The sequence below is a fragment of the Paenibacillus solani genome, from assembly GCF_050475945.1.
GTDB classification, from domain to species: Bacteria; Bacillota; Bacilli; order Paenibacillales; family Paenibacillaceae; genus Paenibacillus_AQ; species Paenibacillus_AQ solani_A.
In genome coordinates this window covers 316,659-342,086 of record NZ_JBCMXJ010000015.1, presented here as the reverse complement: position 1 = coordinate 342,086, position 25,428 = coordinate 316,659, and the positions used below count along the sequence as shown (strand labels likewise).

The window sequence follows — 25,428 nt, the reverse complement described above, 5'->3', positions numbered from 1 at the left end:
CTAACGGATCGAGTAGTCATAGCTTCTTCTCACTGCCTGCTTGACTGTTCGTATCCGGAAGAATTCCTTATGAAATCTATATATTCTTATTTCTTGATCCAATGCATCATTTCACGAAGCTCTGCACCCACTACTTCGATTGGATGCTCAGACTCGTTACGACGAGTAGCTGTCAAGAATGCACGGCCGGATTGGTTCTCTAGAATAAAGTCGCGAGCGAATTTACCCTGTTGAATATCGGAAAGCACTTCTTTCATTGCCTTCTTCGTATCCTCGGTCACAACGCGCGGACCAGTTACATAGTCACCGTACTCAGCTGTGTTACTGATGGAATCGCGCATGCTGGCAAGACCACCTTCATAGATCATGTCAACGATCAGCTTCAATTCATGCAGACACTCGAAGTATGCCATTTCAGGAGCATATCCTGCTTCTGTCAGAGTTTCGAAACCAGCTTTAACGAGTGCGGATACACCACCGCACAGTACTGCTTGCTCACCGAACAAGTCTGTTTCGGTTTCTTCACGGAAGGAAGTCTCGATAACGCCTGCACGAGTACAACCGATACCTTTTGCATAAGCCAAACCGATTGCCTTAGCTTGTCCAGTTGCATCTTTCTCGATTGCAATCAGTCCAGGTACGCCAAAGCCCTCAACATACGTACGACGAACCATGTGGCCAGGAGATTTAGGAGCAACCAGCAGGACATCATTGTCTTTTGGTGCTACGATTTGACCGAAATGAACGTTGAAACCGTGAGAGAACATCAGTGCTGCACCTTTTTTCAGGTTTGGTTCGATATCGTTCTTGTAAACCGCTGCTTGTGTTTCATCCGGCATCAGGATTTGTACCACATCCGCACGGCTTACAGCTTCTGCTACAGGAAGCACTTCGAAACCATCATTCTTCGCTTTGTCGAAGGATTTGCCTTCACGAAGGCCGATAACTACCTTAAGTCCGCTGTCACGCAGGTTTTGTGCTTGGGCATGGCCCTGGCTACCGTAACCGATAACCGCGATCGTTTTGTCCTTCAATACGCTCAGTTCTGCATCTTGTTCATAATAAGTAGTAATTGCCATTTGTATAAGTCCTCCTTTGATTTTAAAGACCCTTCATGATGAGCGGGTATCTCAATAGACCAACGGATCTATCTTTCGATCTGCTGAGACACCCGCTCATACGATGCAGGTATCTAACACTCTTATCTTATATCTCAATAACTTTGTCACCCATATAAAAGAGAATCGTATAATGATTACGCATTACCGCGAATCATCGCGGTAACCCCGGTCCGGGAAAGCTCCTGAATGCCATACGGCTTGAGGAGTTCAATCATGGCATCGATTTTGACAGTATCGCCAACGACCTGCACCATCAGGTTAGCCGAGCCAATATCCACGACGGATGCGCGGAAAGTTTCGACAACCCCCATGATTTCCGGTCTGGCCGAAGGCTCAGCCTTTACCTTGATTAGAGCAAGCTCTCTGGCTACCATCGGTTTGGAGCTAAGATTAATAACTTTAATAACATCGATCAGCTTGTAAAGCTGCTTCTCCACCTGCTCCAATGTCGTTTCATCACCGGTGGTTACGATAACCATCCGGGATAATCCAACCTCTTCCGACTGCCCGACAGTAATACTTTCGATGTTAAAGCCTCTGCGTCCGAATAGCCCCGATACACGCTGCAGGACACCCGGCTGGTCGTTTACTAGTACAGCAATGGTATGTTTTGTACTCATCTTACGCATCCCCCATCAGCATTTGATCGATTGTCGACCCTTGCGTCACCATCGGATATACGTTCTCGCCTTTCTCAACGACGAACTCAACAAGGACGGGTCCCGGTGTTTCCATCGCTTCGGCCCAAGCACGCTGTGCTTCTTCTTTCGTTGTGGCGCGAAGTCCTTTGACACCATAGGCTTCAGCCAGCTTAACGAAATCAGGGCTGCCAGCCAGATCGATATGACTGTATCGGTTGTCGTAAATCAGTTCCTGCCATTGCCGAACCATACCAAGCACTTGGTTGTTGATGACAACGATTTTTACCGGAATGTTGTTGATGGCGCAAATCGCAAGCTCCTGGGAACACATCTGCATACCGCCGTCACCGTTGATCGAGATGACCAGTCGATCCGGATGCGCCATCTGGGCACCGATCGCTGACGGGAATCCGAAGCCCATCGTTCCAAGGCCTCCTGAGGTGATCCATGAACGCGGTTGGTTGAACTTGTAATACTGTGCGGCCCACATCTGGTGCTGACCAACGTCAGTCGTTACAATCGCTTCGCCCTTCGTCGTATCATTGAGCATTTCGATGACCCACTGCGGCTTCAGTACCGTATCCGAATCAACGTAGCGGAATGGGTATTCAGCCTTCCACTTGCTGATCTGCTCTCTCCAAGCATCCGCTTTGGCTGCGTAGGAAACGATAGGATTCAGCATTTCAAGCACCGTTTTTACATCGCCGACAATCGGAATATCGGTCGGCACGTTCTTGCCGATCTCAGCCGGATCAATGTCGATATGGACGATTTTTGCATGTGGTGCAAATCCGTCCAGCCTACCTGTAACCCTGTCATCAAATCTTGCTCCAATGTTGATCAGCAGGTCCGACTGCTGAATGCCATGGTTCGATGTATACGTTCCATGCATGCCCGGCATCCCTGTCCACAGGTCATTACCGGTTGGGAAAGCACCAAGACCAAGCAGTGTGGTTGTGATCGGGATCCCTGTTTTATTCACGAATTCGTGCAGTCCTTCATGAGCCCCGGAGTAGATCACGCCGCCGCCAGCCAATATCATCGGGCGCTCCGCATCCTCAATCGCGCGGGCCAGTTTATCAAGCTGAAGCTTGTTCGGAACTGTTCGAGGGTTATAACCTTTCAACTGAATCCGCTCTTCCGGCTGGAACAAGGTGGTAGCTGCGGAAACATCCTTCGGAATATCAATCAGCACGGGTCCTTTACGTCCAGTCGATGCAATATGGAACGCCTCATGGATCACTCTTGGCAGATCCTTTACATCTCTTACCAGGTAGCTGTGCTTCGTGATCGGCATCGTGATTCCTGTGATATCCGCTTCCTGGAAAGCGTCTGTACCGATCAAGCTTGTTGCAACGTTACCGGTTATGACAACGAGTGGAACGGAATCCATATAAGCTGTTGCGATCCCGGTCACAAGGTTTGTTGCCCCTGGTCCTGAAGTCGCTATACATACACCGACTTTTCCACTTGCACGGGCATAACCGTCAGCTGCATGAATGGCGCCTTGCTCGTGACGTGTCAAGACATGGTTGAAATCCTCAAAACCATACATGGCATCATAGATATACAGGACAGCTCCGCCCGGATATCCGAAGACGCACTCGACACCTTCGAGAAGAAGACTCCGAAGCAAGATTTCCGATCCGGTAATCACTTCAGGCTTCAACCATTTCTCTCGTAATTGTTCTGTAGACCGCACTTCTGGAGTTTGCGCGCTCATCAGTCATCCTCCTCTCAAATATTGGCACTCACTATCTCATGATCAAGCAATAAAAAAACCTTCCGTCGCCACACCCGGAGTATCTCCGTGTGAGGGACGAAAGGTTTAGCTTCCGTGGTACCACCCATGTTTGCCCTACACTTCGCAGTGTAAAGCCTCAGCAGGTATGAAGAACAATAAACACAGCCCTTCAATATCTGCAGTCCTTAACGCGGACTATAACGATTCCCCCTAATAAACGCGCTGTTACGACTTAATGCGATAAAGTCCTAGCGTAGCGTCTTTCAGGGAAACAGCTCCGAGGTGAGCTCGTATAAAAGGGATTAAGGTGGTGGTTTCAGCTGATCCAGCCACTCTCTGAGCAAAAGAGCCCTTTAAACTTCGTCCTCATCATTGCCGATTGGATATATTCGTTAAAATGTTTAGAAACATTATATGATTCATTCATTCCAGAAGTCAACACATTTATTTTGCTTCCGGTGTAAGGGTATCATTCACAGTGATATCATTTGCCTCGCTCCCTTCTTGCAAAACACCCTCTTAAAGCTTGCTACATATGATAAACGGAGCTTACTTTAAACGTCGCGAAGGGAGGGAGCAATATGATAATCCGTTATCGGAAACCCGGGTATGATGATCCGATGATTCTCCAGCTGATCGAGTCCCAGCTCGTTCCGCTTTCCCACATGACAAAAAAAGAGCTCGACACCATTCGTAAAGATATTCCTTCTCGATTACAACGCGGCGTTACCCTCGTTGCTTCGTCGGAGAATGATGACAGAGTCTTTGCTTTTATCCATTTCATGATGCATGGCGAACTGCTGTATATTGACATGTTGGCCGTAGCATCCACAGCGCAGCGAAAACGGTGGGGTGCCCGATTAATGGAGCATGCCGAACATTTCGCTGCAACCCGCGGATGCACACGCGCCAAGGTCATGGTAGACATCGGAAATACGACTGGTCTGAAATTTTACCGAAAACTCGGCTATACAGTGACCAGAATCATCGAGCCCAGCCAGTGCTATGAACTTAATAAAAACGGCTTGATATAATTACCAGAAAAAGCCCCCACCATATCCCGGTCCGAAAGCGCCGTAGCCCGGTCCATATCCGCCATACCCTACCGGATATCCACCATAGCCGCCTCCATATCCACCACCGTATGCATACGGTGCGGTACCTATGGCAAGAAGATCAAATAAAGCCAGTGGAATAATCGCCTTGGTTCTCACTTTCTTTCCTTTGGTTTCCGGGGTGACAAATAGGCGGCTGCCCGAAACGCGGACCAGCTTGCCTGTCACCATCGTCCCGTCCTTCTTATACGCTACGATCTGTTTGCCCACATATGACTTCACTTTTGCCTTGCTGACAGGCTTGTGCATAAGATCCCTCCTCAGGTAATATACATTTCAATCTATTCCCGAGGGAGTTCACTTGCTTGTTTCATGGCCCTCCTATTGGCAAAAGATAGGCAGATCCTTCTAGCATCAAGGCTTGCGTATTATGCTATTTTAAGAGATGCCATTTGCTTTACGAAAAGAAAACAAAAAAAACCGCCGTAATCATACGGCGGTTTCTTCATACACGTTTAATTAAGCGTTCACTTTTTCTTTAGCTACAGTAGCCAAGGAGTTGAACGCGTTCAGATCATTCACAGCCAGATCAGCCAGCATTTTACGGTTAATATCCACGCCAGCAAGCTTCAGACCATGCATCAATTTGCTGTAGGACAGACCGTTTTGGCGAGCAGCCGCGTTGATACGAACGATCCACAATTTGCGGAAATTACGCTTCGTATTACGACGATCGCGGTATGCATAAACGAGGGATTTCATAACCTGCTCGTTAGCAGTTTTAAAAATGCGGTGTTTGGAACCGAAATAACCTTTCGCAAGCTTCAATACTTTTTTATGTCGACGACGAACGACAAATCCGCCTTTAACTCGTGCCATATCAATAGACCTCCCAATAATTGTTGTTTACTATTTCAAGTTAGCCAGACCTTGCTTCAAACGTTTAACATCTCCAGGCGCCATAACAGGGCTGTTGGACAGCACGCGCTTAGCACGCTTGGATTTGTGGGAAAGCAAGTGGTTTTTGTAAGCTTTATAACGTTTTACTTTACCAGTACCGGTAATTTTGAAGCGGCCTTTCAGGCTGCTATGTGTTTTCATTTTAGGCATTGTAGTACTTCCTCCTCTAATCTCTCTTAGGCTTTTGGAGCCAAAATCATAATCATGCTGCGACCTTCCAATTTAGGATGGCGCTCAACGATGCAGAGTTCTGCCACTTCCGTTTTCACACGCTCCAGAATTTTCTGGCCAATATTGGCATGGGTGATTTCACGACCACGGAAACGCACGGAGCATTTCACCTTGTCGCCTTCTTTCAAGAACTTGACAACATTACGAAGCTTGGTTTGATAATCATGCTCCTCAATGTTTGCACGGAACCATACTTCTTTGATATCTACAACTTTCTGGTTCTTGCGTGCTTCCTTCTCTTTCTTCTGCTGCTCATAGCGGAATTTACCGTAGTCCATGATGCGGCATACCGGCGGTTTCGCCTGAGGGGCTACGTTCACCAGATCCAGATTGAGATCAATTGCCATTTGCAGTGCTTCACGAATCGGCTTGATCCCGATTTGCTCACCTTCGGCACCAACCAAACGTACTTCTTTGGCCCGAATCTCGTCATTGATCATATGTTCCTTACTGATAGTCCTCCACCTCCAAATTACTTGTTGTTCCTGTTTGCAAAAAAATAAAGGGATGCCGGGTTAAACACCGACATCCCTATTTGATACTCATCTCACAAATGAAGTTGAATCCATTGATTGATTTCGTGATCAAACCAGCCAACATATGTCGGTCAGGTGAGAAGCGGTGCTTCTGCTTGCAATCAGATATTCTGTTTAACAGACTAGGATAGTATAACAGGTCATACGATCCCGTGTCAACACAGAAGTGATATTTTTTGATTATCCTTGTTTGCTCTGTACCTCTTCAAGGCGCACAACGCGGGTATGCTCCGTATGACTCCACTGCTTGTTGTTCTGCGTGAAGAACGCATACACCGTGATCGGATACCACGAAAGCAGGTAGATCGGGAACAGTACCAGATACAGATAGACCTTCTTGTACTTCACCTTTTCCAGAAGCATGGCAATCATGAAGGTGAAGACATTCGCTGCGATCGCTGTAAAGCTCAGCCATAACGGTAGATAACCGTACAGATTCGCAATATTCGGACCATCAAAGAACGAATTGTCAATCCAGATGACGGCTGTCAACAAGAAAGTCAGCAACACGATGTAAACGTTGACCCCGTACAATGCCAAGTCTAATTTTACAAGGCTGCGTTCTTTAATGGCACGCCACAGCAGTGGGAAGAAATAACGGCGGGCAACCGTAAAGTGGCCCTGCATCCAGCGCAGACGCTGTCTGGCCGAAGCCTTAAACGTAAGCGGCTTCTCGTCAAACACCTTTGCATCATAGTTGAACTTCGGGTACACGCCGCGCATAACGCTGCGCATCGTAAACTCAAGGTCCTCAACCAGACTTGTTGCTCCCCAGCCAATCTCCTTCAGCAGATTGGTCTCAAAGCACATTCCTGTACCGCCAAGGAAGTTAGCCATATTCAGATTGCTGCGGGAAAGCTGCCATAGGCGGTTGATATACCAGTACGACACCCCGTAAGAAGCAGTAATCCAGGAATCTTCCGGATTCTTGGTATCGATATATCCCTGGATAACTCTCGCTCCAGAGCAAAGATCATTGTTCATTTCATTCAGAAAATTTGGATCTGCCAGATTATCCGCGTCGAACATAACGACTGCATCATACTGGCGCGGCATTGCCCAGAGCTCTTTAAGCATCCACTCGATGGCGTAACCCTTGCCTCGCAGATTCTGATTCGTGCGTACGCAAGCGTTCATCCCGTGGGCACGGACGATCTCTGCAGTACGGTCTGTACAGTTGTCACAGATGACAAATACATCGTACAGTTCTTTCGGATAATTAAGCTGTTTCAGGTTCTCCATTAGCGCCCCGACAACCTGCTCTTCATTGTGCGCAGCAACTAGCACTGCGAACGATTTATTTGGTTCAAACTGCTGTTTCTTTTTTCTCTTGATCAGACCAAACAAAGAGAATACGAACTGGTACACACCCACCGCGGCCAAAAATAATTGGAGCGCGATAAAGATGGCGTCTGTCATGATTCTCCGTTACCCCCTTTTTTTAACCCGAGAATGTTTGTTTTTTCTCTCTAAGTTTTTCGCTATTTTTATTTCTGCATGACCCTGTGACTTGTGTCTGTCCTTTTTAGTAGCCTCGGTGCCTCGGGGCAACTTTGCACATCATACACGATTTTCCACACTTTTGAATCTTTTGTCAAAACCGTGGAATGCTCTAATTTACGGAAAAACTTCGTAAAAGAGCTCAGCTTGCAATCCAGTTTGCCAGCAAGCTTCGTTTCAAATGGCATTAGTTCTTATTTTCATCCGTTTTCTAACTTTTTATTTCTTTTTGCCGCCCATCTTTTCTGAATCGACTTGTCCGCCAATTAATAAACGCAACAGATGGCCAAAAAGTTGTATTGCGGCATTCTCTTTCTCTAATAAACTTTTTGATGTCTGTTTGAATCATTGTATCGGCAACTTATATTCAAGTCAAAAGACTACGGTCCCTGATTTTCTACAAAATGCGCGCTGTCGATTACCGCCTAGGTAGCAGGCAACCAGCGAGAACCCTGTCGGTAAAGCCTCTCTCTCCCAGGACTAAAGTCCCCTTGTTTGTAGGATGGTACTGGTTGATTTCTTTTCTCAAAATCGATATGTTAAAGGTAATGAATATCGCTGCAGAACGGGTGAAAAGTAGTGGCTAAAAAAAGAGTCTTGCTGTTATCTGAAGGGTTCGGTGCCGGACATACACAGGCCGCTCATGCTCTCTCCAGCAGCTTGCGCCAGTTGTCTCCTAGCATACAGACCAAAGTTCTTGAGCTTGGAAGCTTCTTGAACCCCAAAATTGCTCCACTGATCATTTCGGCCTACAGAAAGACGATTACAACTCGCCCCAGACTGGTCGGGTACATGTACCGCCACCAGAAGTCATTTAACCGTTTTACCGCTCTAGCCCTTCATCGCATGTTCTATACAAGTACGAAGAACGTGGTCAAGCAGCTCCGGCCAGACATCATCGTGTGCACTCACTTCATCCCCAGCGCAGTCATCTCGCGTTTAAAACGGCTGGGCACAAATGTGCCCCTGTGTACCGTTATAACCGATTATGATGCTCACGATACATGGATCAGCCCAGAGGTCGACCGATATTTCGTATCCACGCCGGAAGTAAAGCGTAAACTGCTGAGCCGCGGAGTTTCTCATGCAAAAATTCAGGTCACCGGCATTCCGATCCATCCCGATTTCTGGACCCATCCGAGCAAGGAAGAAATCAGGGAGCAGTTTAATCTGTTAAATATGCCCACCGTGCTAGTCATGGGCGGAGGCTGGGGAATCATGAATGATGAGGTCGTGCACGAATTTTTGACCCGATGGCGTGAAGAAATCCAAATTATATTTTGTTTCGGCAATAATGACAAGGGGCGGGAGGAAATGGAGAACAACCCAAGATTCCAGCATCCAAACATCCGAATTTTAGGTTTTACACGCGAGATCGACAAGCTGATGGAGGTATCGGATTTGCTCGTTACTAAGCCTGGCGGCATGACGTGCACGGAAGGCCTGGCCAAAGGAATCCCGATGCTGTTCCACCAGCCCCTTCCAGGGCAGGAAGAAGAGAATTGCCAATACTTTACAGCGCAGGGGCTGGGAGAGCCTATTCAGTCCCTAGAAGTTCTTGGGAAGTGGATGAATAAGCTTCTGCAACAATATGACCTGCTCCAACAGCAGCGGGCCCAGAATTTACAAAATATCGAACGCTCCCATCCGATGCAAAGCGCCCGCAGCATCATCGATATGCTGGAAAATGAAAAGGTGTACTCCTAAGCAGGAGTACACCTTTTTTGGTACTTATACCGAGAGCCTATCCCCAAATTGATAGATTTCCTTCTATTATAATAGATGTAAACGCAATCATAGGGAAGTCCGCCAGAAGTCCAGATTATTTACCGTATTTTTCAAGGCGATTCTTCTGGTACGAAGCAAGGGCTTCCTTACCAACTATAACCTCACAACGATGGATTTGCATTCCTTGACCCACGAATTTTGTCTCGTATTCCGTCATCACATGCTCCTCGTTCAATCCATCACGATGCAGGTCCAGTGAAATATTGGTCATTTGCAGCCCATAATCGGCAAAAGCATTCAGAGAAAATTCAAAGAGAGTCACCGAATCGGTTTTAAAATGAATTTCTCCGCGCTCGTTCAGGATTCGGGAATACTTGTCCAGAAAACGCGGGTGCGTTAAACGGCGGCGAGCATGTTTTGCTTTTGGCCATGGATCACTAAAGTTCAAATACATTCGTTCAATTTCACCAGGTTCAAACACCTCTTCAACATTCTCAATATTGAACAAGGCGAGCTTCAAGTTCGGAGGTGTAGTGATATCATCCTGAGCCCACGCATTACGCCCCTTCTCACTTGCACGGCGAATCAGCTCATCATACATATCAACCCCGATAAAATTCACATTCTGATGCTTATAACTCATCTGACTGATAAACTGCCCTTTGCCCATGCCGAATTCTACATGAATCGGAAGGTCATTGCCAAACAAAGAAGCCCATTTCCCTCTATATTGACCGGGGTCCAAAACGACCAGGTCTTCCTGCTGCTCCAGATTTTCCCGTATTCCTTTTCTTCCGCGTAACCGCATGTCATACCTCCGAAACTTTCCAAGTAAGATTTAGATTGATATCAAGATACTGCACCTATTGTGACGAAGTTAGTCCCAAAAGTAAAGAGCCCATAGAAAAAGGAACCCGAGCTTTGCCTTGGCAAAGCCTTAGGTTCCTTTTTCATATATTTGGAATTGGGGTTCCGCGATAGTTAAACTGTGGAATAGTTTACCTCTCTTCTGCCGTAAAATCAAATGTCTTCTCGAAGGCAGCCCGAATCTTACGTTGTGCCGAAGCCTTTACATCCTTACTGGCGTTAAATGCTACACCCGTGAGGGCCAAAGCTTCATTCGGGGTGAGTTCCACAGTGATTTTTTCCTTGCTTCCATTCTGAATAGTTGACGAATTCATTCGTAATCACCTCACGGTATAATTGTATCCATGACGTCACACAAATATGAATCCTATCCAATATATACCCTCGCCAAAATAGATTGAATCATTTATTTATTTATCTATTTTAAATATATCAATTATATGTAAACCATTCAAGTAACAACGCCTTAATTAGGCTTGAAGACCTGTATATAACGTTGTTCTTTATTTTTTGTTACAATGGATGTATCTGTATAAATCAGTTGAGATTGCTATAAAGGAGCCAACATGAGCACACCACATATAACGATCCCCAAGCTATGGGGAGACAAAAGATTTCATACGTGGAATTACGAAATGCGCACTCAATTCCAAGAAAAAATATTTAAAGTGATGCTGGATGCTGGCTTTACGTGCCCAAACCGTGACGGCACGATTGCCAAGGGTGGCTGTACCTTCTGCAGTGCGCGAGGCTCAGGAGATTTTGCGGGACGCCGCCGGGATGACCTCGTTACCCAATTCAATACCATTCGTGACAGACAGCATCAGAAATGGCCGAATGCCAAATATATTGGTTATTTTCAAGCCTATACCAATACCTATGCTCCTGTCGAGGAGCTTCGTGAATATTATGAAGAAATTCTCCAGCAGCCCGGCGTTGTCGGTCTGTCGATCGCTACGCGCCCTGACTGCCTTCCTGACGATGTTGTGGAGTATTTAGCTGAGCTGAATGAGCGTACCTATCTGTGGGTGGAAATGGGGCTGCAAACGATTCATGATTCTACTTCTGAGCTGATCAACCGGGCCCATGATACGGAATGTTATCTCGAAGCGGTCGAGAAGCTCCGCAAGCACAATATCCGTGTCTGCACGCATATCATTTACGGACTTCCGCAGGAGGACCGTGACATGATGCTGGCTACAGGCCGAGCCGTGGCCAACATGGATGTACAAGGAATCAAGATTCATCTACTGCATCTGATGCGCAAAACTCCAATGGTAAAGCAATATGAAGCCGGACTGCTGCGTTTTCTCGAGCAGGATGAGTACATTAACCTTATCGTGGATAGCCTGGAGTTTCTGCCGCCGGACATGATTGTACACCGCCTGACTGGAGATGCTCCCCGTGATCTCTTGATTGGCCCTACTTGGAGTCTCAACAAATGGCAAGTGCTAAACGGCATCGATGCCGAGCTGAAGCGCCGTGAGACCTGGCAAGGAAAATTGTGGGGGGTGTCCTGATGGGTTTCCTGTCGGTCTTGAGTTTTGCCCATAAACTGGTGTCCGAAAGGCTTCGCCCTGGAGACACCGCAGTGGATGCCACAGCTGGAACAGGGGCAGATACTTTGTTTCTGGCCAAAACCATAGGGACAAAAGGGCATGTTCATGCTTTTGATATTCAGGAGCAGGCGCTGATGCTTACGCGCGACAGGCTGGCTAAGGAATCACCGGGTGCCCTTGCCGGAATTACGCTTCATCATCAAAGTCATGCTCTCATGAAAAGCAGCATTCCAGAGCATGATCACGGTCATGTAGGTGCCATCATGTTCAATCTGGGTTATCTGCCAGTGGATTCATCCGATAAACAGATTATGACAGAAACCGCGAGTACACTGGAAGCCCTGGAGGCTGCCATCGAGCTGCTCCGTCCTGGCGGCATCGTCACCATCGTGCTGTATCCAGGCCACAGAGGCGGAGACGCCGAAGCGAATGCTGTGCAAGCGTGGGCCGCAAAATTGCCGCAGCAGAGCGTTCAGACCATTCTATATCGTGGTCTTCAACGTTCGGAAGCGCCTTACCTCATTGCACTGGAACGAAAGAAGACGTTATGATATAAGTTCTTAAGAGAGTATCCATGTTGTACTAGGCATCCAAGGATAAGTCAACCATGAAGAAAGGTAGATGATTACAATGACAAAACCATATCCACTATTATTCCAACCTGAATTTAAAGAACGTGTATGGGGCGGCCGCGCCCTGGAACAGTTCGGCCTTGATATTCCCGCAGGGCATATCGGAGAAGGCTGGATGATCGCTGACCATCCCAACGGAACGACCCACATTGTAAACGGTGAGCTTGCTGGTCTGGGACTGGATCAGGTTCGGGAAAAATTCGGTCAGGAATGGTTCGGAAGCAAAGGCTTCTCCGAGGTTAACGGACGTTTTCCTCTGCTGATCAAACTGCTTGACTGTAATGACAACCTTTCGGTTCAGGTCCATCCGACTGATGATTACGAAGGACTTCCGAAGGGCGAGCTTGGCAAAACTGAAATGTGGTATATCCTTGCTGCCAAGCCCGACGCTAAAATCATTTACGGTCTGAAAGATGGTGTTAGCCGTGAAACGCTGCAGGAAGCTATGGAAAACGGCACGGTGATGGATCAACTGCAAGAAGTGTCCGTAAAAGCCGGAGATACTTTCTACATACCTGCCGGTACGGTACATGCGCTCTGCGCGGGTGTTGTCGTAGCCGAAATTCAGCAAAACTCGGATACAACGTACCGGATTTTCGATTATAATCGCCCTGGCCTTGATGGCAAGCCGCGTGAGCTTCATATCGAGGACTCGTTGAACGTGACGGCCTACGAAGGCTCCGGAGCAACCACGATGAGCACAGAAGGAACCATACCTGGAGAATGGCTTGAGCTTGCGAAATCCCCTTATTTTGTCGTGGAGAAGGGTGTTGTCAATGGCGACTGGTCCTTGTCGACTTCAGCAGATAGCTTCACGATCGTAGTTGTATGTGACGGTCAAGGCACGCTTAGCTGGGATAACGGCTCCATCGACTATACGTCGGGACAATGCTTCCTGCTGCCGGCCAACCTGGGAGCCTATAAATTAGATGGGCAGTCCACCGTTCTTCGTTCATATCTTCCTTAAACCGGGTATAAATCATTTATAGTAACCACTCGTTATTGTGGAGGTGTTATACCTTACATGCAAACCGACACGTTTACGATGCTGAATACGCAGGGCATGCATGTGTTTGTATATCAATGGCTGCCGGATGGGGAAACGCCCATTCGCGCCATTTTGCAAATTGCGCATGGTATGTGTGAGACGGGAAAACGATACGAAGAGCTTGCTGAGCTGCTTACAGGGCATGGCTACGCCGTATACTGCAATGATCATCGAGGTCATGGACAAACGGCCGGCCTAGAGTCTCTGGGAGATGCGGGCGAAGATGGTTTCGAAGGAATGATTGAAGACCAGCTGCTTCTTGCTTCCGTGCTTAAGAAACGCCATGCTAGTGTACCCCACTACTTGATGGGACATAGCATGGGGTCTTTCTTGACACAAAAGATGATGTGTTTGAACGGCGATATATTCGACGGATTCATTCTGTCAGGCACCAACGGTCCACAAAGACTGCTGACCTTCGGCATGAATTTGGCGGCTGCGCAAATGCGTTTCCGAGGAAGCACGCATCCAAGCCTGATGCTGAACGCCATCGTGTTCGGTCCTTACAGCAAAGGCTTCGGCACCATCCGTACGCCATTCGATTGGTTATCCCGAGATGAAAAGGAAGTGGATAAGTATGTCGACGACCCGTACTGCGGCAAGGTATGCAGCGCTCGTTTCTTCCGCGATTTCTTCAAACTGCTATCCCAGATTCATAAGCCCTCATTGATGGAATGCCTGCTGAAGGATAAGCCAGTTTATATCTTCTCCGGCGAAGAAGATCCTGTCGGACACCGCGGCGAGGGCGTGAAGCGCTTGATTGAATTATACCGGAAATACGGCCTTCAAGACCTGGAGTACCGTTTGTATCCGGGCGGGCGTCATGAAATGCTGCATGAGATCAACCGGGATGAAGTAGCAGCCGATGTTCTCGACTGGCTCGAGCGTCATACGTCCTCATCGAATGAGAACCAGCAGGTATCGATGCCGATGTTGTAGTGTGTAATGGTAATGAACGCATAAAAGGGATGCCCCCGGTTTTAAGCCGGGGCATCCCTTTTTAGTATATTGGCGTTTTTTGTTTTAGCACTTATCTGGGCAGCTGTTCTGTTGTGAAACAAATCAGCTGCTCTTATTCTTCATCGCTCGGAGTCCGATCCACGAGCAGCTGTGTAACCTCTGTGTATTCCCCTTGCGCGACTTCATCTTCGGTAGCTTCTTCACGCAGATCGTCATTGGTTTCCATCCCTGGAGCAATCGTTGGCTCACCTGACGAAGGCTGTTCTTGCCCCTTCTGATCCCCGTTCATAAACATCCCCTCCTTATCTTGTAGATGCGATTAGAATACGGATACCCGGGATGTTTTATTCCAGTGTGCACGTTAATAAAGAACGCAGCGATAACCTTGGATCTCAAGAAGGCCTTGCTTTTTCTGAGTACAGGTTTCCTAGAATCTCTCCATAACAGCTAGACTGTCCTGACAATTCCAAGCAAGAAGTGAGTTTGACGTTCATTTTCTCTTGTTAGGCCTGCTCTATAAGCTGCACAGGCATCGTATAATACTGTGGTTGACCTGTTTCGTCCTGTTGATACAGAACCAGCAGCATCGTTGCTTGGTTTGACTTGTCCGAAACTCCACTGCCTCCCTGGATGACATCGTTCAGATTAAATGGCAGCATCTCGATCATTGCATGTTTCTGCAGTTCGCGCTCCGTAATGCCAAGATCAGCAAAACGGTTGGATAATGCCGCAGGCTCCTCAAGAATTCGTCGAATATTAGCGTTCCATACCGCTTTATCCTGAGTATGATCCCACCATATCTTCCGCGGTTTATACTTATGTCCCAGGAAATAATCAAACTTCATCAGCCCCAGAATCACGTCCATATGCGCTGTCTTCCGGCTCTCAAGAAATGCCGTTAAACGCGTAAACAGATCCTCGAGCTGGTGGCCTATTTTCTGCCAGCCTTGTCCTTCCCAATAGTCGCCAAACTCCTGAAAGAAATCAAAAGGCGACATGAATTCATGCTTCATCAAATAATTCAAGGTATGATCCATACGATGCGCATTCCAATATTTCTCCAGCACATCTTCCAGTCTTTTCAGACGGACGATATCCGAGAACGGAAGCACATTGCTGCCCAGGATTTCATACGGAGCATGATCCATATAGGTATAATTGTACTTATCCGCATCGATCCTCAGCCCGGTTCCCCTAAGCATCTTCAAGAAACCCAGCTGCAGCTCCTCTGGCCCGAGCGCAAATACATCGTTAAACGTTTTGCGGAAGGTATCGTAATCCTCCTCCGGTAAACCTGCAATCAGATCCAAATGCTGGTCGATCTTGCCACTGTCCTTAATCATTGTCACCGTACGTGACAGCTTGGTAAAGTTCTGCCGACGCTTTACCAGCTCGTTCGTTGGATCATTTGTGGACTGGACCCCGATTTCAAACCGGAAAATGCCGGGAGGCGCATTCTTCGCCAGATAGTCCAACACCTCGGGACGCATGATATCTGCCGTAATCTCGAACTGGAATACGCAACCACCATGATTCTCAATTAGAAACTCGAACATTTCAAGCGCGTAATCCCGCTTAATGTTAAAGGTCCGATCCACGAACTTGATCAGCTTAGCTCCCTTATCGATCAGGTAGAGAATATCTGCCTTTGTCCGTTCAATATCGTAATAGCGAACCCCTACCTCAATGCTTGACAGGCAAAACTGGCAGCTGAAGGGGCAGCCGCGGCTGGTCTCAAAATAGACGACCCGCTTTCCAAGATGCGGGATATCCTCCAGAAACCGATGCGGGGAAGGCAGCTCGGCGAGTATGCTCTTCGGTCTTCCCGGGTTCACGATGACTTCGTCCTGCTTGCGGTAAGCTACGCCATATACAAAATGAAATTTACGGTCCCCTTCGATTGTATGCAGCAAATGGTGGAATGTCTCCTCACCTTCGCCCATAACGATAAAGTCGACGTTGTGCAGCCTTTTCATCCAATAATCCGTATCATATGATACCTCGGGCCCGCCCAGTATGATCGTAACCTCCGGCATAATCTTCTTCACGATGTCGATCACTTTAATCGTTTCTTCGATATTCCATATATAACACGAGAAGCCAATTACGTCGGGCCTACGCTGGAACAAATCGGAGACGATGTTCATCACCGGATCCTTAATCGTATACTCCGCCAGTTCGATATCGAAATCCTTCTCGCTGTATGCCTTGAGGCAGCGAATGGCCAAGGATGTATGAATGTACTTGGCATTCAGGGTTGATAAGATGACTTTCATGGTAGTCCACTTTCTTTCTACATAAAATATTCCCTAGCCGCTCATAAGACGGCATGTTCTCACAGGAATTCAAATCTATTAATTACGAGTATTCAAGAGCTGTTATTATCTCAAAGGTAATCTGTAATAAAATCCATGAATCTGCGGATCACCATGTTAATCTTCGTAGTCAAATAAATCGTCACTGTCAGTTGGCGTCTCCTGACTATTCAGGAAAAAATCAAGGAATGGGCGTCCGTATTTACGGAATTTGACTTCCCCTACCCCTTTGACATTCAGCATCTCTTCCTCGCTCTGCGGACAAACCACACTCATCTCACGCAGTGTTGCGTCGTTAAAAATGATGTACGATGGTACATGCTCTTTGCTTGCCAGCTCCCGCCGAATGAGGCGCAGCTGCTCAAACACCGTCTCGTTGACAGCAGACGGCGAGTAATCGGTGCGGCGACCACTGCGCTGACTGGATGCGGCTTTGGAAGGCCGTGGAACGCGCTGCATGACTTCACGCTGACCCTTTAACACATCAGCCGCCCCACTCTGCAGTTTAACGACTGGATATTGGCCCTCCGTCAGCGCCAAGAATCCTTCGGATACAAGAACATTAATCGTTTCGGATATTTCTTTCTCGGTCCGATTCGACATCACCCCATAGGTTGGAAGACGATCAAAGCCATATTCCAGCACTTTTTTGGCCCGCGATCCCTTAAGCACGGAAGCAACCATGGACACACCAAATCGTTCGCGCATTCGGTGAATGCAAGAAAAGATCTTCTGCGCATCCACGGTGATGTCGACAAGCTCCCGGTCATCCGTGCAGGAGCTGCACGTACCGCAAGGTTTATCTCCATGCTCTTCCCCAAAATAGTCCAGCATCGCACTGCGCAGGCAACGGGTAGTATAGCAGTAATCAATCATCTGCTGCAGCTTCCGGTAGTCGTTCTGCTTGCGCTCCCCCTCCTGAGGATTCTGTTCGATGAGAAATTTCTGGGTCATAATATCCTGGGCGCTGAACAGCAGAATGCACTGGCTGGGTTCGCCATCTCGTCCTGCGCGGCCCGCTTCCTGCACGTAAGACTCCATATTTTTCGGCATATTATAATGGATGACATACCGGACGTTGGATTTATCGATCCCCATACCGAATGCGTTTGTTGCAACAATTACACGAATATCATCATACAGGAAGGCCTCTTGACTCTCTGCCCGTTCGGCATCACTCATACCCGCATGGTATCGTCCTGCAAGAAGCCCCTTAGCTTGAAGGCGCTGGCTTAAATCATCCACTTCTTTGCGCGTGGCGGCATAGATGATTCCCGGCTGATGGCTATGCGAGGCGGCATACTCGAGCACAAACTCCCGCTTGTTCTCACCACGAAGCACCGACATTTCCAGATTGTCACGCCCAAGTCCGGTTACGAACACCTGCGGCTGTTCCAGTCGCAGCAAACGCTGTATGTCCTCCATAACTTCCGGCGTAGCGGTGGCCGTGAATGCCGCCAATAACGGTCGGTTCGGCAGTCCTTGTACGAAAGGAGCCACCGAGAGATAGCTTGTCCGGAAATCATGTCCCCACTGGGATACACAGTGCGCTTCATCGACGGCTACAATCGAAATATCAAGGCCAGCCATCTCTTCCCGAAACCAATCCAGCTCGAGCCGTTCCGGGGCGACATACAGCAGCTTCAGCTCTCCGCGCCTTGCTGCACGTATGCGTTCGTTCACTTCCTTGCCGCTGAGCGTGCTGTTGATATAAGCTGCAGCCACACCCGCTGTCGTTAGAGCATCTACCTGATCCTTCATCAAAGAGATCAAAGGCGAAACAACCAAAGTCAGCCCCGGAAACAGAAGCGCTGGAATCTGGTAACAGATCGATTTACCTCCGCCCGTCGGCATGATTCCCAGCGTATCCTGACCACCCAGCAGGCTGGCGACGATCTTTTTCTGACCATCCCGAAAATCAGGATAACCGTAATATTTCTGCAAATATTCCCTTGCTGTATCTAAATTCATTGCTTCTCTATCATTTGTTTCCACATTCATGGATAAAAACTCCTTATTTTACCTTGGTTTCCCATTTCGTAAAAGGCCTCATTCTTTCAGTTTAACGACCTTTTCATGAATGGGCAACCGAATACGGGAGGAAATTGCATTCGCTAAGGAGAACTTCATCATAATGGAATTTTGCATGATATCATGAACAACCGAAAACATGAAGTTGGTGATCTTTGTGAAAGACGAACATACCGAAACCATAATCCAAACCATTCAATATATGAAGGAGCATCTGGATGAGCCGATGACGACCAGGCAGCTCGCCGATCTGGCGGGTTACAGTCCTTTTCATTTCTCCAGATTATTCAAGCGGGTAACCGGAATTTCGGTCAGACAATACTTATCTGCGCTCCGGGTTGAGTCCGGTAAGACCGAACTCCTGCACAGTCCTTCCCTTCTTGTAAAAATAGGGATGAGCGTCGGTTTATCCAGTCAGGGTACCTTCAACACCCGATTTAAACGGCTTGTCGGTCTGTCCCCCCTGAAATTCCGTTCCACCGCTGATTCGCTCCATCGTTATGTGAATCAATATGAGCACAAACCGTTAGCCTGGAGCGCGGAAGAAGCCCATGTTCTCCCACGGATTCATTGCCGAATTGAAGCGCCGGATGCATTCCGAGGCATCATTTATGTTGGCTTGTTTCCAAGACCCGCACCCGATCAGAAGCCCGTAGCCGGTACGGCCGTCAATCTTAAAAACCGAACCTGCATCCTAACTGACATCCCGACCGGCACGTACTATGTGCTCGCAGCCGGCATCCCTTGGAGTCTCAATCCGCGGGATTATTTGCTTCTGAACACATCCTTGCGCGGCAAGCTGGACGATCCTGTACATATCGAACAAGGAACAGATCTAGCCGTGACGATCACCTTACGGGATCCTCTGCCGTATGACCCGCCGATTGTTGTCAATCTGCCTCTACTATTATTCGAGAAGGATTGGAATGACAGAGCAAAGTAGAAGAATTTTGTAAGAGCTTATCCCTATATAATGGAACTGCAAGAATATGATCCGAATACAATGAGCGTTATTACGGAGGAATACATATGAACATTATTCAAGAAACCGTGATTCAGGCTGATGTCCAGCTCCTCTGGCGAGCATGGACGGAGTCTGCGAGGATAACGAAGTGGTTTGCACCGGCAGCGGATATCGAACCGAGAATGGGCGGGAAATTTGAGCTTTATTTTAACCCTGGCAATCGTGAATCAATGTGCACTGCAGGCTGTACCATTTTGCAGTATGATGAGCCGCGCACCCTCATGTTTGAATGGAAGGGACCCGACCATTTTGCGGATACGATGAATCAGGGAGAATTGACCACGGTCAAGGTGTCTTTTCGACCAGAACCAGATAGCGGTACAAGAATCACCTTAGAACATACAGGCTGGAAAGACTCCGAGGCTTCATTGCAAGCCCGCGAATGGCATGTAGACGCATGGAAGGGCATGCTTGCTAGCTTGAAATCCAGTGTGGAATCCGGTAAAGGCATTCTATGCTGCGAATAAACCAAGTCAAGAACTGGAGGAGTGCATAACTATGCCAAACCTATGCGTAATATCTATCAATGTGAATGATATGGATCAAGCCAAACAATTTTATTGTGACATTCTAGGATTCGAAATTTCCAAAGTTTACGATGAACAGCTCATCAGTTTGAAGCATGAGGGCATATCTCTGATTCTACAAAAATGCGACCGCCGAGCGAACACGGATTACCCTCACGAAGCACAGGTGATCATCGGAATCGAGACCGCTGATGTAAACGCAGCTATCAAGAACTACAAATCACAAGGTGTTGAAGTCATCATTGAACCCCCGAAGCCTTGCCCTCCCGGTCTATACAGTGCGATACGAGACCCGTTTGGCAATGTGATCGAATTGCTGGAATTTACGGAGTAAATCGTTTTCTGGTGAGGAGCATGATTTCTGCAATATGAAGTCCAAGGAGTATGAAGGATACTCTGCATGTATGCAGGGTGTCCTTTTTAGTATGTGATCTGATCTGTTAATGTTGAACCTGATACGGGTAAGAACATATTAATGTAAATCTCTGAAGACAAAGCACAGGCAGATTAGGAACAGTCGGTTTTGGAAATAATAGGTACTCGAACTGATATATTAACTACACAAGGGGACATTCATATGGATATCACACCAGAACAACGCGTTACTCTCCATGGGTTCAATAATCTGACGAAGTCTCTCAGTTTCAATATGTATGATGTTTGTTATACAAAGACCCGGGAAGAACGGGAAGCATATCTCGAATATATAGACGAGCAGTATAATGCGGATCGGCTGACAAAAATATTAAGCCATGTGGCTGAAATCATCGGGGCGCATGTCCTGAATATCGCCAAGCAGGATTATATCCCACAAGGCGCCAGCGTAACGGTGCTTGTATCTGAGGGACCTGTCGTGGAGGTTCCGGAGGAGTCATATGACGAATCACCGGGACCGCTACCGGATAACGTTGTTCTGCAGCTCGACAAGAGCCATATTACCGTCCATACGTATCCGGAGTTCCATCCCGACGAGGGGATCAGTACATTCCGGGCAGACATTGATGTGTCGACATGCGGGGAAATCTCACCGCTAAAAGCCTTGAACTACTTGATCCATTCTTTTGATACGGATATAATGACGATCGACTATAAAATTCGGGGATTTACGAGAGATATTCATGGGCACAAGCTGTTTATCGACCATGAGATCAGCTCTATTCAGAACTATATTCCCGATGAGGCGAAAGATTTATTCGATATGATTGATGTCAATGTATATAAAGAAAACATCTTCCACACCAAGTGCAAGCTGAAGCAGTTCGATCTGGACAATTATCTGTTCGGTTACACGAAGGATACGCTGTCCGATAGGGAGCAGCAGGAGATTACGGAGCGGATCAAGTTGGAGATGGACGAAATCTATTATGGTAAAAATATGGACCGAAGTTAGGGATGATATGCAGTTATGTTTGATCCGACGATTTTTGATAATTTAAAGGTCGGTATTGAGAATGCGGTCTATGACCTTGATAATCTTGATGAAGTTATTCGTGTCACCGATCGAAAGGATCTGCTGGATATGGCTACCTTCTCCAGAACGTTCAGCCTCCGGTTTGAATTGAGTCTTCAACCCGAAGCCTCGGCTGAAATCTGCCTGGAGACCGGTGTGCGAGATTTGGCAGCTGAAATTCTGGACAATTCAGAAGATGAACCCGGCTGCGAGTTGAAGCTCCGCTTTTATAAAAACATGACTGATGCTTCCGTGGAGTGTCCCGCACTCGCACAGATCGTTGAGGACATATGGAAACCGGAGCTTTCACCGATACAAACGATACGATATATCCATGGTGATGAACCGCTCCTCCTCCACAACACGATCGAGCTGCTCTTTCCTCGCAAGATCAACGAAGAGCAGATGAGCGATATCCCTAATATTTTGGAGTTTATGCTTCGTACACTGGAAGAATTAAATCAGGTATGACTTGCCCTATTCAGGGGAGCATGCAAATCGATGCGAAAAATATAGCCTGACCGCTATGATAGGGGTCAGGCTTATTTCATGTTCATATTTAAGCTACGACCAACCGGATCCAGATGTCTGATGGATCTTGGACGATGAAAGTACCATCCCGCTGTTCCACTTGCAGTCCTGCCTCACGGATGCGACCCACTACTTCCTCAAGCGCCTCAAGGCTTGGAAGCTCAATCGTATAGTCTTCCATCCCGGCCGCGTTTCGGGGAGTATTCGGTACACCGATTCCTGCCCATACATTGAGGCCGATATGATGATGATATCCTCCTGCGGATATAAACAATGCGGCACCGCCATAATGGGCGGTCAGCTCGAACCCCAGGACATCGCAATAAAATGCGCGGGCTTTATCCAAATCGGATACATGGAAATGCACATGCCCGATTACAGTCCCTTCGGGAAGACCGTGCCACTCCTTGCCTTGGGCTAGCGCAAGCAGTCCTTCGACATCAACCGGGTCGGTGGTCATCACATATTCCCCGTTAGCATCGCGTTTCCAGGTATCCTTAGGCCGGTCGGCATAAATCTCAATGCCGTTTCCGTCCGGGTCATTGATATACAATGCTTCACTGACCAGATGATCGCCTTGACCGACAGGAATGTTGTGAGCAATCAGATTGGCAAGCGCAAGGCCGAGCGCTTCCCGATCCGGAACCAGAATTGCAAAGTGGTATAGTCCTGCCGTCCGAGTCTGTGAAATCACCAGATCCTGAACTTCCTCGATGATCAGCAGCGGCCGTTTGCCATCAGCTGTCAGCTCGGCTATTCTGCCATGCTGGCGAAGCATTCGCAAACCAACAACTTCCGTATAAAAGCGTACGGATTGTGCCAGATTACGAATTCGAAGAGAGACCGGCCCAAGCTTCGTGGATGGATGTATAATAGATGTCATATGCTCACTCCTTGAGTATTGTAATTTTGTCTATTGCATAGAATGTATTCAGGTTAACAATAGGATCCTGTAATCAAAACAGTTACAACCAACTTGTAATCATTATAGTTACAGGATCGTCTTGTTGTCAAATACAATATTGATTATGCCGACCGTAAGGCCCCCTAGCTGTCAAACTGAAACAACGAAAAAAAACGCTCATCCTTATCAGGATAGAGCGCAGCCACATTAATTATTCACTTAATACTCCGTCCGTAGATGCTTGGACTCTCCCGACAATTTCCTCCAAATCCACTCCCTGAAGCGTGTTCTCCATTGCCTTCTGGGCAGCCGAGAATACCGGAACAATCGCCGATTGAATATGTTTTCCAACAGGACATTTCGTGTCTGAATTTTCATGAATGCCAAACAGGGAATCTTCCTGAACGACATGTACGGCATGATATATGTCCAGCAGCGTAATCTCGGACGGAAGCTTAGCCAGCCTCGCTCCCGCTACGCCAGGTTTTACCTCGACCAAGCCCGCTTTGCTCAGCATGCCTACAATACGCCGGATCACAACCGGGTTAGTATTCACGCTCTCTGCAATATAATCCGAGGTGCTGACGCCGGCCTTATTCATCTCGAGTATGGTTAGAATATGAATGGCCACTGCAAATCGGCTGCTAATATTCATGCAATCCCTCCTGACGGCCATAATCTCAATTGACTAACATGTTAACCATCATAGTAACATTGGTTTCTAAAGTCAACGATCAGGCCTTGAGGTCAATCAGCGAATTCTCTTAAATCAATAAACCATGCCAAGGCATTCTAAACCATATGAAAAAAAGCCTCTCCCCCTTTGGGGAAAGACTTTCGAGATGATGTTTAGAACATCGGGAATACATATTTGATAAGGAAATACAAGAATCCAAAAAAGATAATAAGGTATGCAACATATTTGATGAGTGTTGAAGCTACCCTGCTGGAGTCATTACGCTCTTCGATATTGCGGGTCTCGATTTCCACATCATGGTCATGCCTGCTCATAATCTCCACCTCCATCCGATTCTGTCGTGCAGATGATGGTTATCTCTGAACGCTTACTACTTTATACACGCACATCTCGATGTTGAACCAGTTATTAGGAGGAGCCGGAGAATGAGCTTTTACAATAAACCTATCATGAGAGGCAGAACAATAAAGGATGCTAGGGTTGTCCACAGAATACATCTGGATACCAGCTTCGGTGCTGCGTCATACTCCTCGGCAAGAATGACCGCGTTGACGGCAGCAGGCATCGCAGACAAGATTAGAATAACCGAAAACAGAGTTCCTTCAATCGATAGCGCCAGCAGCAGGAGCCAGGCAACGGTAGGACCCACCAGCATTCGCATGGCCATCCCTGACCAGAATCCTCGCTTCGTAACAGTAAGTGTGGTCTCTCCCTCACGAACTCCGACCATCTGTGCTCCGAGGATAACAAGAGCTAATGGTGCATAAGCCGCAGACAACATGGATATGCCGGTTTCAAACCCTTGGGGAAGCCGAAACTCCATCCACCGGAAAAATACAGCGAGCACAGCCGCATAGACCGAGGGGAGCGTAAATACGGATCGGACAGCTTTTACAGCCGAAAAATGAGATCTCGCTGCCAGATACACCCCGAGTGTATTCATCAAGATAATCTGAACGATGACGTACACGGAGGCTTTGTCCAGCCCAGCTTGTCCGAACGCAAGGAGGACCAAAGGCAACCCATAGTTTACACTGTTCGTAAAAATGGTGGTTAAGGACAGACCGGATTTTTCCGCCTGTGACAAGCCAAGCCATCTTCCAATGAGAGCACTTAGTACCCAAAGGACTAACATGTTCAGCAAGCAAAATGCAACGGTAACAGCCACTTCATTCGAAGTAATGGAGGCATTCTCCAGCGTTTCGAAGATTAACGCCGGGCTCAGTACATATAGAGACAGGGCCGACAGTCCCTTGGTATCAATTCCCTTGAACCGCTTAAGCAGGGCTCCGCCGATAACAGGGAGCGATATGGGTAGAAATACGTTATACATCGTAAGCAAAATAGAAGAGATCATGAAGTCCACC

General features: G+C 47.6%; 28 protein-coding genes. 11 read left to right on the top strand and 17 right to left on the bottom strand.

Annotation, left to right across the window (positions count from 1 at the left end; translation table 11 throughout):
- Window positions 1-86: 86 nt before the first annotated feature.
- The 3 genes from ilvC to ilvB form a co-directional block, all read right to left on the bottom strand.
- Entirely contained in the window at window positions 87-1,079 is a 993-nt protein-coding gene (gene ilvC, locus ABEQ74_RS16550; protein ID WP_430123228.1) for a ketol-acid reductoisomerase, read from the bottom strand.
- Between the two features lie 176 nt (window positions 1,080-1,255).
- Entirely contained in the window at window positions 1,256-1,741 is a 486-nt protein-coding gene (gene ilvN / locus ABEQ74_RS16545) for an acetolactate synthase small subunit (protein WP_430123227.1), read from the bottom strand.
- Between the two features lies 1 nt (window position 1,742).
- The gene (ilvB, locus tag ABEQ74_RS16540; RefSeq protein WP_430123226.1) at window positions 1,743-3,485 is read right to left on the bottom strand and encodes a biosynthetic-type acetolactate synthase large subunit; all 1,743 of its coding nucleotides are present in this window, start codon (window positions 3,483-3,485) and stop codon (window positions 1,743-1,745) included.
- A gap of 605 nt (window positions 3,486-4,090) precedes the next feature.
- Between ilvB and ABEQ74_RS16535 the strand changes: the two genes are divergently transcribed.
- Entirely contained in the window at window positions 4,091-4,540 is a 450-nt protein-coding gene (locus tag ABEQ74_RS16535) for a GNAT family N-acetyltransferase (RefSeq protein WP_430123595.1), read from the top strand.
- Here the strand turns inward: ABEQ74_RS16535 and ABEQ74_RS16530 are convergent, their stop codons facing one another.
- From ABEQ74_RS16530 to ABEQ74_RS16510, 5 genes are all read right to left on the bottom strand, one after another.
- The gene (locus ABEQ74_RS16530; RefSeq protein ID WP_430123225.1) at window positions 4,541-4,870 is read right to left on the bottom strand and encodes a hypothetical protein; all 330 of its coding nucleotides are present in this window, start codon (window positions 4,868-4,870) and stop codon (window positions 4,541-4,543) included.
- 210 nt (window positions 4,871-5,080) lie between these two features.
- A complete protein-coding gene (gene rplT, locus ABEQ74_RS16525) occupies window positions 5,081-5,440 on the bottom strand; it encodes a 50S ribosomal protein L20 (RefSeq protein ID WP_006212255.1) in 360 nt (119 codons plus the stop codon).
- 30 nt (window positions 5,441-5,470) lie between these two features.
- Window positions 5,471-5,671: a 50S ribosomal protein L35 gene (gene rpmI / locus ABEQ74_RS16520; RefSeq protein WP_007127239.1), complete on the bottom strand. Its 201-nt coding sequence runs from the start codon at window positions 5,669-5,671 to the stop codon at window positions 5,471-5,473.
- Window positions 5,672-5,697: 26 nt separating this feature from the next.
- Complete coding sequence (gene infC / locus ABEQ74_RS16515; protein ID WP_430123224.1) at window positions 5,698-6,192, bottom strand: translation initiation factor IF-3; 495 nt, start codon at window positions 6,190-6,192, stop codon at window positions 5,698-5,700.
- 276 nt (window positions 6,193-6,468) lie between these two features.
- Window positions 6,469-7,707, bottom strand: coding sequence for a glycosyltransferase family 2 protein (locus tag ABEQ74_RS16510; RefSeq protein ID WP_430123223.1), 1,239 nt, complete (start codon window positions 7,705-7,707; stop codon window positions 6,469-6,471).
- Window positions 7,708-8,367: 660 nt separating this feature from the next.
- Here ABEQ74_RS16510 and ABEQ74_RS16505 point away from each other — a divergent pair.
- Window positions 8,368-9,495, top strand: a complete 1,128-nt coding sequence (locus ABEQ74_RS16505; protein ID WP_430123222.1) for an MGDG synthase family glycosyltransferase — start codon at window positions 8,368-8,370, stop codon at window positions 9,493-9,495.
- Window positions 9,496-9,610: 115 nt separating this feature from the next.
- On the opposite strand, the gene trmB is transcribed toward ABEQ74_RS16505, so the two are convergent.
- Both trmB and ABEQ74_RS16495 read right to left on the bottom strand, forming a co-directional pair.
- On the bottom strand, window positions 9,611-10,324 hold the full coding sequence (gene trmB / locus ABEQ74_RS16500; RefSeq protein ID WP_430123221.1) for a tRNA (guanosine(46)-N7)-methyltransferase TrmB: 714 nt from the start codon (window positions 10,322-10,324) through the stop codon (window positions 9,611-9,613).
- A 190-nt stretch (window positions 10,325-10,514) separates the two neighbouring features.
- Complete coding sequence (locus ABEQ74_RS16495; RefSeq protein ID WP_430123220.1) at window positions 10,515-10,697, bottom strand: hypothetical protein; 183 nt, start codon at window positions 10,695-10,697, stop codon at window positions 10,515-10,517.
- Between the two features lie 252 nt (window positions 10,698-10,949).
- Here ABEQ74_RS16495 and ABEQ74_RS16490 point away from each other — a divergent pair, with 252 nt between their 5' ends.
- From ABEQ74_RS16490 to ABEQ74_RS16475, 4 genes are all read left to right on the top strand, one after another.
- On the top strand, window positions 10,950-11,903 hold the full coding sequence (locus ABEQ74_RS16490) for a TIGR01212 family radical SAM protein (protein ID WP_430123219.1): 954 nt from the start codon (window positions 10,950-10,952) through the stop codon (window positions 11,901-11,903).
- The gene (locus tag ABEQ74_RS16485; RefSeq protein WP_430123218.1) at window positions 11,903-12,493 is read left to right on the top strand and encodes a class I SAM-dependent methyltransferase; all 591 of its coding nucleotides are present in this window, start codon (window positions 11,903-11,905) and stop codon (window positions 12,491-12,493) included. The genes ABEQ74_RS16490 and ABEQ74_RS16485 overlap by 1 nt, the downstream gene beginning before the upstream one ends.
- A 79-nt stretch (window positions 12,494-12,572) precedes the next feature.
- On the top strand, window positions 12,573-13,541 hold the full coding sequence (locus ABEQ74_RS16480) for a type I phosphomannose isomerase catalytic subunit (RefSeq protein WP_430123217.1): 969 nt from the start codon (window positions 12,573-12,575) through the stop codon (window positions 13,539-13,541).
- Window positions 13,542-13,598: 57 nt separating this feature from the next.
- On the top strand, window positions 13,599-14,561 hold the full coding sequence (locus ABEQ74_RS16475) for a lysophospholipase (protein WP_430123216.1): 963 nt from the start codon (window positions 13,599-13,601) through the stop codon (window positions 14,559-14,561).
- A 133-nt stretch (window positions 14,562-14,694) separates the two neighbouring features.
- Here the strand turns inward: ABEQ74_RS16475 and ABEQ74_RS16470 are convergent, their stop codons facing one another.
- From ABEQ74_RS16470 to recQ, 3 genes are all read right to left on the bottom strand, one after another.
- Complete coding sequence (locus ABEQ74_RS16470) at window positions 14,695-14,871, bottom strand: hypothetical protein (RefSeq protein ID WP_430123215.1); 177 nt, start codon at window positions 14,869-14,871, stop codon at window positions 14,695-14,697.
- Window positions 14,872-15,085: 214 nt separating this feature from the next.
- Window positions 15,086-16,858, bottom strand: coding sequence for a B12-binding domain-containing radical SAM protein (locus ABEQ74_RS16465; RefSeq protein WP_430123214.1), 1,773 nt, complete (start codon window positions 16,856-16,858; stop codon window positions 15,086-15,088).
- Between the two features lie 156 nt (window positions 16,859-17,014).
- Window positions 17,015-18,898, bottom strand: a complete 1,884-nt coding sequence (gene recQ, locus ABEQ74_RS16460; RefSeq protein WP_430123213.1) for a DNA helicase RecQ — start codon at window positions 18,896-18,898, stop codon at window positions 17,015-17,017.
- 169 nt (window positions 18,899-19,067) lie between these two features.
- On the opposite strand from recQ, the gene ABEQ74_RS16455 reads away from it, so the two are divergent.
- The 5 genes from ABEQ74_RS16455 (at window position 19,068) to ABEQ74_RS16435 (ending at window position 22,400) form a co-directional block, all read left to right on the top strand.
- The gene (locus ABEQ74_RS16455; protein ID WP_430123212.1) at window positions 19,068-19,871 is read left to right on the top strand and encodes a helix-turn-helix transcriptional regulator; all 804 of its coding nucleotides are present in this window, start codon (window positions 19,068-19,070) and stop codon (window positions 19,869-19,871) included.
- Window positions 19,872-19,957: 86 nt separating this feature from the next.
- Window positions 19,958-20,419, top strand: a complete 462-nt coding sequence (locus tag ABEQ74_RS16450; RefSeq protein ID WP_430123211.1) for an SRPBCC family protein — start codon at window positions 19,958-19,960, stop codon at window positions 20,417-20,419.
- A 31-nt stretch (window positions 20,420-20,450) separates the two neighbouring features.
- On the top strand, window positions 20,451-20,813 hold the full coding sequence (locus ABEQ74_RS16445; RefSeq protein WP_430123210.1) for a VOC family protein: 363 nt from the start codon (window positions 20,451-20,453) through the stop codon (window positions 20,811-20,813).
- Window positions 20,814-21,056: 243 nt separating this feature from the next.
- The gene (gene speD, locus ABEQ74_RS16440; RefSeq protein ID WP_430123209.1) at window positions 21,057-21,869 is read left to right on the top strand and encodes an adenosylmethionine decarboxylase; all 813 of its coding nucleotides are present in this window, start codon (window positions 21,057-21,059) and stop codon (window positions 21,867-21,869) included.
- 15 nt (window positions 21,870-21,884) lie between these two features.
- The gene (locus ABEQ74_RS16435) at window positions 21,885-22,400 is read left to right on the top strand and encodes a hypothetical protein (RefSeq protein WP_430123208.1); all 516 of its coding nucleotides are present in this window, start codon (window positions 21,885-21,887) and stop codon (window positions 22,398-22,400) included.
- A gap of 88 nt (window positions 22,401-22,488) precedes the next feature.
- Here the strand turns inward: ABEQ74_RS16435 and ABEQ74_RS16430 are convergent, their stop codons facing one another.
- The 4 genes from ABEQ74_RS16430 to ABEQ74_RS16415 form a co-directional block, all read right to left on the bottom strand.
- Window positions 22,489-23,343 carry a VOC family protein gene (locus ABEQ74_RS16430; protein WP_430123207.1) on the bottom strand — a complete coding sequence of 285 codons (855 nt, stop codon included), beginning with the start codon at window positions 23,341-23,343 and terminating at the stop codon, window positions 22,489-22,491.
- A gap of 232 nt (window positions 23,344-23,575) precedes the next feature.
- Complete coding sequence (locus tag ABEQ74_RS16425) at window positions 23,576-24,019, bottom strand: Rrf2 family transcriptional regulator (protein WP_430123206.1); 444 nt, start codon at window positions 24,017-24,019, stop codon at window positions 23,576-23,578.
- Window positions 24,020-24,213: 194 nt separating this feature from the next.
- Entirely contained in the window at window positions 24,214-24,375 is a 162-nt protein-coding gene (locus ABEQ74_RS16420) for a hypothetical protein (RefSeq protein WP_165593438.1), read from the bottom strand.
- A 119-nt stretch (window positions 24,376-24,494) separates the two neighbouring features.
- The gene (locus ABEQ74_RS16415; protein ID WP_430123205.1) at window positions 24,495-25,418 is read right to left on the bottom strand and encodes an AEC family transporter; all 924 of its coding nucleotides are present in this window, start codon (window positions 25,416-25,418) and stop codon (window positions 24,495-24,497) included.
- Window positions 25,419-25,428 lie beyond the last annotated feature (10 nt).